8 protein-coding genes are annotated in these 10375 nt (G+C 55.9%); 2 read left to right on the top strand and 6 right to left on the bottom strand.

Annotated elements, in window-relative coordinates; genetic code table 11:
- Positions 1–567, top strand: a 567-nt coding sequence (gene rhuM / locus Q0Y42_RS00655) for a RhuM family protein (protein WP_297799047.1), incomplete at its 5' end; no start/stop codon positions are given.
- Between the two features lie 13 nt (positions 568–580).
- Here the strand turns inward: rhuM and Q0Y42_RS00650 are convergent.
- The 6 genes from Q0Y42_RS00650 to Q0Y42_RS14035 are packed head-to-tail and all read right to left on the bottom strand — an operon-like array spanning position 581 to position 9324.
- Positions 581–3697, bottom strand: a complete 3117-nt coding sequence (locus Q0Y42_RS00650) for a type I restriction endonuclease (RefSeq protein ID WP_297799045.1) — start codon at positions 3695–3697, stop codon at positions 581–583.
- A 19-nt stretch (positions 3698–3716) separates the two neighbouring features.
- The gene (locus Q0Y42_RS00645; protein ID WP_297799043.1) at positions 3717–4640 is read right to left on the bottom strand and encodes a GIY-YIG nuclease family protein; all 924 of its coding nucleotides are present in this window, start codon (positions 4638–4640) and stop codon (positions 3717–3719) included.
- Complete coding sequence (locus Q0Y42_RS00640) at positions 4637–5731, bottom strand: DUF4268 domain-containing protein (RefSeq protein ID WP_297799041.1); 1095 nt, start codon at positions 5729–5731, stop codon at positions 4637–4639. Before Q0Y42_RS00640 ends, Q0Y42_RS00645 begins: the two co-directional genes overlap by 4 nt.
- Before the next feature lie 46 nt (positions 5732–5777).
- Complete coding sequence (locus tag Q0Y42_RS00635; protein ID WP_297799038.1) at positions 5778–7058, bottom strand: restriction endonuclease subunit S; 1281 nt, start codon at positions 7056–7058, stop codon at positions 5778–5780.
- Positions 7055–8890: a class I SAM-dependent DNA methyltransferase gene (locus Q0Y42_RS00630; protein ID WP_297799037.1), complete on the bottom strand. Its 1836-nt coding sequence runs from the start codon at positions 8888–8890 to the stop codon at positions 7055–7057. Before Q0Y42_RS00630 ends, Q0Y42_RS00635 begins: the two co-directional genes overlap by 4 nt.
- A gap of 53 nt (positions 8891–8943) precedes the next feature.
- Complete coding sequence (locus Q0Y42_RS14035; protein ID WP_366107837.1) at positions 8944–9324, bottom strand: hypothetical protein; 381 nt, start codon at positions 9322–9324, stop codon at positions 8944–8946.
- Between the two features lie 164 nt (positions 9325–9488).
- Between Q0Y42_RS14035 and Q0Y42_RS00625 the strand changes: the two genes are divergently transcribed.
- Positions 9489–9746, top strand: a complete 258-nt coding sequence (locus tag Q0Y42_RS00625; protein ID WP_297799035.1) for a helix-turn-helix domain-containing protein — start codon at positions 9489–9491, stop codon at positions 9744–9746.
- The last annotated feature ends 629 nt before the right edge of the window (positions 9747–10375 follow it).

Here is a 10375-nt window from a genome sequence, read left to right as displayed (position 1 = left end):
CTCAAATCAACCTCGGACTCTCGTTATGGCTGGATGAGAAACGGGGGTCACGTCAGCCAACGGTTTTTCCAGACCGTCCAGAACAAGATGCACTGGGCAGCCCATGGCCACACAGCGGCAGAGATCGTGGCGGCACGCGCTGATGCTTCGCAGGACCATATGGGTCTGACCTCATGGGCAAACCAGAGCAAGGCTGGCCTTCCGCGCAAGGGCGATGTTCATGTGGCCAAGAATTATCTCGCGCAAGACGAGATTGAGGCCCTGAACCGCATCGTCACAGCCTATCTGGAGTTTGCCGAGCTACAGGCCATGGGGCGCAAGCCCATGACCATGCAGGGTTGGATCAGCAAGCTGGATGATTTCCTGAAGCTGGGTGACCGCGATGTGCTGACCCATGCCGGTCGCATCTCGGCTGATGAAGCCAAGCTAAAGGCGCATGAGGAATATGAGCGCTGGCACCAACGGCAGATCAATGCCCCAAGTGCGGTCGAGCAGCATTTCCTCGAGGCGGCCCAAAACGCCAAGCGTATTGCCACTGAACGATCAAAAGGAAGAAAGCCTTCTTGAGGTCGACCTCCCTTTAACGAGAAACCTGACCCCTGAGGGATTCATAAAGGCGACCGGGTCCCATTAGAGTGCTGATGATGCCATCCTGAATGGTTGTCGAAGCTAGCGCTTGCCTGCTCATGTCAGTATGAGTGTCCAGTGCGTCCATAATGGCATCCACAACAGCCTTTCTAAGGGCAGGCGAATTGGCAAACTGATCTTTCATGTTTCCGTTGGCCTGCTGCACGAGAATGTCGTTGTCCATCAACTTGCCTTTGACGGCCGTATGGTAAGAGACGTGATCGTTGTCGGTTACATCGCCCGTGAACAGGTCATTCATTTTTCTTACGATTTCGGACAACAGGGCCTTCTCTTTGTCTTGAGGGCTTGCTGATCCTGCGCCGGTCATAGGGGCGAGTTTCTCGCCTTCGTCACCCAAAATAAGGGCTGTTTTGCCTTTTGACTTAAGCTTGTGGTGGGTAAGCGTCACTTGGCTAAGGTCTACGCCTTCGCGTTCACGTCCGAAGTCCAGAGACTTGATTAGGTGGCGGTAGAACATGTCACGCGCCTCGATTGCGGTGGAGCCGTAATCAAAGATTTGCGACAGGAAAGCATAGAGGCGGCGGTAGGCTCCCATGTTCGATTTGAATACGATCAAGGCATCCTGAGCCTGTTTGGCGGCTTGGATAGCTTTGTTGTCATTCTTGGCCGTCGCCGACACTTCATCGGCCTGAGCAGCTTTAAACTGCTTCAGCAAGCGGTCTGCGACCGGTTCGATAGCGGCACGCAGTTCCTTATGGGTGGCCTTGGGATCAAGTTCGGTTTTGACGACCCGCTCGACTTCGTAATCGTCATAGTAGCCTAAGGCGTCGAGTTGCTGGCGCAGATCAAGAACCTGATCTGGGTCTGTGACGTCCTCCAACTCTGCGGTTTCATAGTAGGTGCGGAAAGCTGCTAGGATGTCGTCAGCACTGTTAGCGAAGTCGAGGACGTAGGTCGTGTCCTTCTTCAGGTCGCCCTGCTGCCAGGCACGGTTCAGACGAGATAACGTCTGCACGGCCTGAATGCCGGATAGTCTACGATCCACATACATGCCGCAAAGCAGAGGTTGGTCGAAGCCCGTCTGGAACTTGTTGGCCACCAAGAGGATGTGGAACTCGGAACCCTTGAACGCTTCTCGAATATCGCCCTTGAGGGTTGGGTTTACGGTCTTGTTGGTTTCAGTGAAGGCGTCAGGACCGCTCTCCTCGTCCGTCACTTCGCCCGAGAAGGCCACCAGAGTGCCTAAACCGTAGCCCTTCTCTTTGATGTATTTCTGGATAGCGAGTTGCCAGCGAACTGCCTCTTTACGGCTTTCCACGACAACCATTGCTTTGGCCTGACCTCCCAGTAGGGGCATGACCATTTCGCGATAGTGCTCCACCACGATCGCGACCTTCTGAGCGATGTTATATGGGTGCAGTTTCACCCACTTCATCAGCGCCTTCTTAGCAGCGCTTTGCTCGACTTCGGTGTCATCCAGTTCAGCGCCTTCACTTGCCAGTTTGAAGGCCAGGTCATAGGGCGTGTAGTTCTTGAGGACATCTAGGATGAAGCCCTCTTCGATAGCCTGTCGCATGGAATAGACATGGAATGGTGCAGGTAGGTTGTCTGGTCCTGCTGGCGCGCTTGTGTCGGGGCGTCGCCCGAACAGCTCCATTGTCTTGGCCTTGGGGGTTGCTGTGAAAGCGACGAAGCTGATGCCGTTGTCTGCAGCCTTTGAGGTCATCTGCATTGCCAGAATGTCCTCGGTGCTGATCTCGCCACCATCCTGAAGGTCTTTTAGCTCTTCGGCTGACAAAACCTGCTTGAGCTTGGCTGCGGCTTCACCAGTTTGGCTGGAGTGTGCTTCGTCTGCGATCACGGCAAACCGCTTGCCGGTGGTGGCTGCCAACTCCTGAACGGCTTTCAGCGCAAATGGGAAGGTCTGGATTGTGCAGACCACTATCTTCTTGCCACCGGCCAAAGCCTCGGCAAGCTTTTCACTCTTGGAGCCGTCCTTATTGGTGATCGTCGCAACTACGCCCTGCGTGCGTTCAAACGAGAAGATTGCTTCTTGAAGCTGGGTGTCGATGACGTTGCGGTCGGAGACGACCACCACCGTCGAGAAGATCTTCTCGTTGTTGATATCGTGCAGATCGGCCAGTTGGTGGGCTGTCCAGGCAATCGAGTTGGTCTTGCCTGAGCCTGCCGAGTGCTGGATCAGATATTTCTGCCCCGGCCCTTCGTTCAGGATGGCTGATCGAAGTTTGCGGGTTGCATCCAGTTGATGAAAGCGCGGGAAGATCATGCCGGTCAGCTGTTTCTTCTTATCACGCGTGCCGATCATGTAGCGGCCCATGATTTCCAGCCAGCTGTCCGGGGCTAGGATTTCTTCCCAGAGGTAGGCGGTGCGGTGACCGATAGGGTTGACCGGATTGCCCGCGGCACCTTCATCACCTCGGTTGAAAGGCAGAAAACGCGTCTCTGTGCCGCTGAGGCGCGTGGTCATCATCACTTCGCGGTCTGACACCGCAAAATGAACCAAGGCCCCACCGGGGAATGAAAGCAGGGGTTCGGGCTTTTGCCCCTTCTCGTATGGATTGCGGTCAAAGCGGTATTGGTCAACCGCGTCCTGAATGTTCTGGGTAAAGTCGGTTTTCAGTTCGAGCGTTGAAACCGGTATGCCATTCAGGAACAGCACCAGATCGATGCATTTCTCGTTGTGCAATGAATAGCGCACTTGGCGGACAACCCGCAGTCGGTTGGCCTTGTAGCGAGCAAGAACTTCGGGATTGAGGTCCATTGCAGGCCGAAACTGCGCAAACTGGAGCGGGGCACGTAAGCCGACTACATCAATGCCGCTACGGAGCACGTCTAGGGTGCCGCGGGCATCCAACTGTTTGCGGATACGGTCCAGCAGAGCAACTTCACCGTGCTTGGATTTAGCGTCAGTCCAAGCCTTCGCTTGTGTCGCTTCAAACCAAGCCGTGACATCTGATGGATAAAGGGCACGCGCGCGATCATAGCCGCTGGCATCACCATCAGATTTAGGGGCACCATAAAGCCAGCCGATGGCTGACAGGTGATCGCAGATGACGTTCTCGAAACCGATTTCTTTATGCGTGCCCATCACTTCCCCCTGACCACCGTTAGCTACGCAGCTCGGTGGCTTCCCATTCCTTGTAGGTCTGGCCTGATGCTGTCTTCCAAGCGGTGGTGCCATTAACGTTGTAGCCCAGCACTACAGCTCCTGCGGCACTTGGTGATCTGAAGGCATAGCTCTGGCTAAAGACGTAGTGTTCGCCTTGTCGCTGCAGGACGCCGGTAGAGACAAGGTCGCGGATTAGGTTGGTGTATGAGCCAATACCTGAGACGACATCTTCCTTGCCTTGCGCCATCGATCCGGCCTGCACAACGAACTCTCCGTCGATCAGAAAGGCATCAGCGCGTAGCTTGTGCTTGGCGCTTTCCAGATAGAACGGGATTGCTTCTGCTGATCCGACTTCCGTGCGGCCAGACGACGGTTCAAAGGCTTCTGCTGAGACTGCGCCGGTTGGCCTCACCTTTTGCACAAACATGTCGATGCGGACGGCGGGTAGAACCATGAACAGGTAGTCTAGGAAGGCTTCCATATTGGCGCGCGCAGCTTCCGACAGGCTGGGGCGCGGTGGTGTGTTGCCGTTGTTCAGCGGCATCGTGCCCACTTTTTTGGCTTCTTCGACCAGGCGGGACTCAAGATATTTTGCGTGAGCTTTGTGAAGGTTGTTGGCGGCGGACGTCACAAGAATGGCTGACGTCCACCAATCCTTGTCTCCGGTCTCATGGTTTTTGATGCGAGACGCGAGGTCCTCTGCTTCCCCGATATAGGCGAGGGGCACCTCGTCACGTTCGCCTAGTAAGATATAAACGCCGGTGTATTTCGCTTCTTGTCGTGCGAGAGCCTCTTTCAGGCGTGTGCGAGGAGTAACCAGCACATGGCCAGTCCAATTGAACACCTCGGCTGTCAGCATGCCGTCGGGGCGTCCATCAATGAAGTAAAGCTCCAGGGACCTGCCATTCACTGCACTGGTCATGACGGCAACCTCTGAACGCGCGGTCGTAGCGCTCGATCCAATCGTATCATTGCCTCGACCATACGTTCTTGGATACCGGGCAAATCATCCGGGCTAGAGCGATAGCCACCTTCTTGATTGAAGATGATGGCACGTCCGTTCTGCCCCTCTTCTTCTTTCCAGATGAGCGGGCTACCGAAGTCAGCTTCGATCTCGGCTCGCTGGTCGCGCAAGGCGGCAAATGCCGCAGGGTCATCATAGACCCACAGCGAAATGGAGTTGTCCGATTGCCTGACGGTATAGACCAGATTGAAACCGCCGCGGCCTATGCTGGCATTGATCCAGTTGTCCTTGGTGGGTGATCGCGTCGCCCCAGCTGCACCGTGGACTTTTGCAGCCGCAATCAGCCCTTCCCAGAAACGATAGCGTTGGTCGTGGCGCTCTACGCGTTCCTTGCGTTCGGCCTGTCGCTTCACACCGATCTGGGTCTGGAACTCGGCAGCTTCTGGGAGGGGGATCAGTTGCTGTATGTCCATCAGAACGCGCCCGTCTTCCAGCTTGTAGGGCTTCAGGCGCACACAGCGAATGTCGATGTCGCGCTCGCGCAGCCACATAACCGAGGTGGTCAGTTCCTTGCTGAAGTCCGCAGAGGCCAGAATGATGCGGGTGTCTTTGGCGAAATCGTCTTCGACCGGCTCGTCCCAATTGAGGAAGGACAGGATTTCAGCGCGGGCGGCGTCATAGTCCACCGTGCCGCTCTCGTTGCGGGGACGCGAGCGGGCATAGGTTTCGACAGCCTGATCAAAGGTCATGGCCGAGACCATGGCCGCGTAGCGGATGGCCTGAAGCTCCATGTGGCCGCCGTCGCTAGTGCGCTTCAGCTCGACCACCACCAGATTGGCATCGGTGTCGAGGCACAGAAGGTCGATGCGGCGGCTGCTGTCCTGCCAATCGCTGAACTCTTCAGCCAGGACCATCAGGCCTTCTTCCAGACAGTCGATACGGTCTTTCAAAAGGCGCTGGATGTCCCCGCGCTCGCTTAGTTTCTCAATCTCGAAACTGGTCGCATTGACCGGTGCCAGACTGTCGTGGCGCACTTCATAAATCGGCATTCAGGCCTCCCCGCCCAAATCGTCCCGCAACTCTGCCAATAACCGATTAAGCGGCTTCGCTTTCGATGTTCACCAGTCCGCGCACGTCGATCTTGCCCGTCACGGCAGCTGAGATGAGTGCGGCGCGGCGTTCTGTTAGCAAAGTAATCGCCTCCTCTGAGTGGCAGATCAGGCTCTCAAACTCAGCAAAGCGCAGATCCAAGAAGCTGACGATTGCTTCCTGCTCCTTCTTTGGCGGAACAGTAAATTTGTGCGACCGAACCTGATCCAAACCCAAGCCCTGCTTTAGGCCATACATTGAAAGGCTCAACTGCTCTTGGCCAGCGTATGAAAACATCGCGTAGGCAAGAAAACGTCCGCTTAACTCAAGCCCACGCGGTCTGAGTAGGCAAACGTGCTGATTAATGTATGAGGCTTCCGGCAGTTCACGGATATGAGCCACTGCGCCCGTCCGCCCACCTGTAATGCAAACCACGACATCGTCATGGCGGAGCCGCGCTCTCTCTGCATCGGCATCGTCAGGAGGTGTAATCAATGTAGCATTATCAAAAACTGCTTCCATCGCTCTTCCGATGCACTGGCTCTGAAAGAACAATGAGCCGCTTTCGCTCTGCATATCGGACCAGCCTCTGGGTCCTGATGTAGCAAGGTCAATCATGCGCTTCACCGCCACGACATCCCAATGCGCGGGGACGTGGCCGACCCATTCGATGCCGGAGTCCTTCATCGGGGCGTCGAGGTTGAGGCCCTTGGTGACGGCGTGGGAGATGACGGCCTGACGCTTTTCCTTCAGCAGTTCGATCAGCCGCGTCTGCGCCTCGATCAGCGCGTCGATCTTGCCGGTCTCCCGATCCAGAAACGCAGCGATGGCGGTTTGTTCGGCAGATGATGGAAGCGGGACTGGAGAAGAATGCGCCACTTCTCGGCTAAGGCCGGGAACGCCGGTGTCTTGGGAGGTCTGCGAAAGACCTAATGTATGCAGAACCCAATATAGCCATCTAAGGTTTACCTGGCTGCTGTTCTCATCGATGTAATAGACTGTGTCGATGGCGAACCCTGCGTCATCGCTCCATGTTAACGCGCCACAGGAACCCTTACGCCCTACAAAAATAACCGGTTCTGACGTGTTAGCTACATTGTGCTGGCCAACGGGGCCGTTTGAACCGAATACCTTAACATCACCTGGTATTCGTAGCTCTGACGCTAACGCATCGCCATATACAAGCGTTGCTATTCGCTTTAGTTGAGCGATCATCCAGCTAGTTGGCATGTGGCCAATTGTAGCTACGCCGCTGTCCTTATAGCTCTCGTATGCAGGCGCGCTCACGCGGCCATCTCCTCTATCATGGCCTTGATGCGGTCGGTGACCTCGAGCAGGTCGGCGTCGATCTCGGACAGGTCGCGCGGCGGCTCGAAGACATAGAAGTGGCGGTTGAACGGGATTTCATAGCCCGTCTTGGTCTTGTCGTGGTCGATCCAGGCGTCGGGTGCGTGGGGCTTCACCTCGCGCTCGAAATAGGTCTGGATGTCCTCTGACAGGGGCACGTTCTCGGTGTCGCGGCGCGAGGTGTCGGGCTGGGGCTGCCCCTTCTTCTTGCCCTTCAGGGCCACGACCGGATTGCCGTTCTCATCCATCAAGGGGCGCTCGACCGTAATGGTGCGATAGCCGAAGCTTTCGTTCGGCATGATCTTGGACAGCGGGGCCAGCTTGATTTTGCCGCCTTCTGGGGCTTGTGGTGCCTGCTCGCCCTTTAGAACGACCTCAGTGCCAACCTCTTTGCCACCAGCATCGATAATGCGGGCAAGATTGGCCTCGGCAAAGTCACCAAACAGGCGCGTGAGGGTGGCAATGTCTGCTTCACCCAGCTCCTTTCGCTTGGACCCAAGCGACTTGCGCATTTTCTGCCAAAAGCCGGAGCCGTCGATGAGCTGGACCTTGCCCTTGCGCTCCGCCGGTTTGCGATTGCTCAGGATCCAGACATAGGTGGCAATGCCGGTGTTGTAGAACATGTCGGTTGGCAGGGCGATGATGGCTTCGACCAGATCGCTTTCCAGCACATGGCGACGGATCTCGCTCTCACCCGAACCGGCACCACCGGTAAACAGGGGCGAGCCGTTTAAAACGATGCCAAAGCGGGCACCGCCTTGCGCGGCCGGACGCATCTTAGACAACAAGTGCATCAGGAAGAGCATGGACCCGTCAGAGACGCGCGGTAGGCCCGGGCCAAAGCGTCCATTGTGGCCTTGCTGGTCGTGCTCTGCGCGGACAGCCTTTTCGACCTTTTTCCATTCAACACCAAACGGCGGGTTCGACAGCATGTAGTCGAATTTTTGATCGGGATGGCCGTCGTCGGACAGGGTGTTGCCGAAGATGATGTTGCCGACATCCTGACCCTTGATCAGCATGTCAGCCTTGCAGATGGCATAGGATTCTGGGTTCAACTCCTGACCAAACAGAGAGACCGAAGCCGACGGGTTCATGTCTGTCAGGTATTCTTCGGCTACAGACAGCATGCCACCGGTGCCCGCTGTCGGGTCATAGATGGCGCGAACGATTCCGGGCTTGCTGAGCAGGTCATCGTCTTCGACGAACAGCAGATTGACCATCAGTTTAATAACTTCACGCGGCGTGAAGTGCTCACCGGCTGTCTCGTTCGACAGTTCCGAGAAGCGACGGATCAGCTCTTCGAAGACCAGACCCATCTGATAATTGCTGACGGATTCTGGGTGCAGGTCGATCTGGGTGAACTTCTCAACCACCTGATAGAGCAGTCCGCTCTTGGACAGGCGGTCGATCTGAGCGTCGAATTCGAAACTGTCGAAGATGTCGCGCACTTCCGGGGAGAAGGCCTGAATGTAACCCCGAAGGTTGATGGCGATATTATCTTGGTCGCCCATCAGCTTTTTCAGGTCAAAAGGCGAAGTGTTGTAGAAGGTCGCGTCCGACTTGCGGCGCAGGAATGGATCTGGGGCTACCCCTTGCTGAGTGCGGTTGGCCAGTTCAGCCAACACAGCTTCCTTGCTGTTGGCGAGCACACAGTCGATGCGTCGCAGGACAGTCAGGGGCAGGATGACCTTGCCATAGTCCGACTGTCTGTAATCACCGCGCAGAAGATCGGCGACGGACCAAAGGAAGGCGGACAAGGCTTGCTGGTTCATGGATACCCCACTGGACGTGTGAGGACGCTGCATCACCAGTTGGAAAGGTTCAGTTAACCGTCTGCCGAGGAGGCGACTGTCAGGTCGAATATGTTCAGTATTCGAGATGAAATAGGGGCCTGATCGCTGACTTCACATCTCCAGACTGTGTCAACCTTCCAGCCGCGGTGGGACAGGACACAAGTAAATATGGCCAATTCTTTTGATCGAGTGTGGGCGTCAGGGAAAGACCACTTCAAAGATGTGGGGCACCCATGAAGGTAGTGTTGGCAGTCGCAGACGAAAATGGCCGTCTTCCACCGGGGAAAGACTAAGTGGGGGTGCCCAGGAAGCTCGCGAGCGGCTTTCCGAAAGCGAAAACCGCGACGGTGAAGAGCATTGGCGAGCGTCGAAAGTGTCGCGCTTTCGGCTTGAATAGGTTTTGGCTTTTGCATCAGGTGCGGCCTACTTCAAAAATAAGCCTCTGAAAACTATCAAATATTTTAATGATTTTTGCCGCACTAAGAGGGATAATTTCCATATAGATAGTCTGTCACTCAACGCCGGGCGGAGAGCGACCGCAGCGGGCGCTCCTCGGTGATGAAGGAGAGTGTCAGTAATGCGTGTCACCGAAAACGGAGCTGCGCCCAAGAGCGTCCCAGTAGTTGGGATCAGGCCGTCGCTTGGATTGCTTTGCACCAAGGAAGCCGCTCGGCTTCTAAAGCTATCGCATCGCACTTTGGAGAAGTGGCGCGGGACTGGAGAAGGCCCGAGCTATTGCCGAGTCGGTGGTAGGAATATCCGCTACCGACCCGAAGACATTAATCTGTTCATTGAAGGGCAGCAGCAGCGTGACGCTCAAGGATGGGCGGCATGAACGCTTGTTGGTGTCACGACCGCAAGCGGTGCCCCGTATGCGCCGCAAAAACCAGAAAGCTGCGTTATTCAGTCACGTGTCCGGTTGACGCGGTCGAGCAGAAAGCAAGGCTTCGCAAGCTGCGAAAGCGAGTGGGCTATAATTCGGGCGCATATATTGTCGTCCATAACGACGACTTGTTGCCTGATCGAGATATTGTTCGAGCCGTGCTCAACGAGGAGATGTGGGTCCTCTACGTCGGAAAGAGCGACGCTAGCCTTTCAGCCCGCGTCTTGTCGTTTTCAGGTGCGTTCACAGGGCAATCCTGCACATTGCATCATGCAGGCCGGCTTGCCCGGGAACTCGTTGGAAATGAACTGGAGCCGGACTTAGTCCGCATTATAACCATTCCATATCCGGATGCGTGTTCTCTGGAGGACGAGTTGCTGTGGGGGCTGTCCGAAAAGAGTCGGGCGTTTCCCCGGTTGAATCAAAAGGGGCCAACTCGACGTGCTGGATCGTCTAAGGTCGTCAGACTACCGGATGTCAGGTCGCTGCTTAATGGAGCGATCGATGTGGCAGGGAAAAGGGTGGATAAGTGAACTTTTCTGCTCTGCTACAAAGTTGCTGCAAAAGCTGCGCAGCGCGTC

This window comes from uncultured Brevundimonas sp. (genome assembly GCF_947305955.1).
GTDB lineage: Bacteria > Pseudomonadota > Alphaproteobacteria > Caulobacterales > Caulobacteraceae > Brevundimonas.
This window is presented reverse-complemented; position numbering and strand designations above follow the sequence as displayed.

Bases quoted from the DNA above. Each gene is read 5' to 3' on its own strand.
- Q0Y42_RS00640 (WP_297799041.1), bottom strand. From the start codon at position 5,731: ATGCCGATTTATGAAGTGCGCCACGACAGTCTGGCACCGGTCAATGCG.
- Q0Y42_RS14035 (WP_366107837.1), bottom strand. From the start codon at position 9,324: ATGCAAAAGCCAAAACCTATTCAAGCCGAAAGCGCGACACTTTCGACG.
- Q0Y42_RS00630 (WP_297799037.1), bottom strand. From the start codon at position 8,890: ATGAACCAGCAAGCCTTGTCCGCCTTCCTTTGGTCCGTCGCCGATCTT.
- Q0Y42_RS00625 (WP_297799035.1), top strand. From the start codon at position 9,489: ATGCGTGTCACCGAAAACGGAGCTGCGCCCAAGAGCGTCCCAGTAGTT.
- Q0Y42_RS00645 (WP_297799043.1), bottom strand. From the start codon at position 4,640: ATGACCAGTGCAGTGAATGGCAGGTCCCTGGAGCTTTACTTCATTGAT.
- Q0Y42_RS00650 (WP_297799045.1), bottom strand. From the start codon at position 3,697: ATGGGCACGCATAAAGAAATCGGTTTCGAGAACGTCATCTGCGATCAC.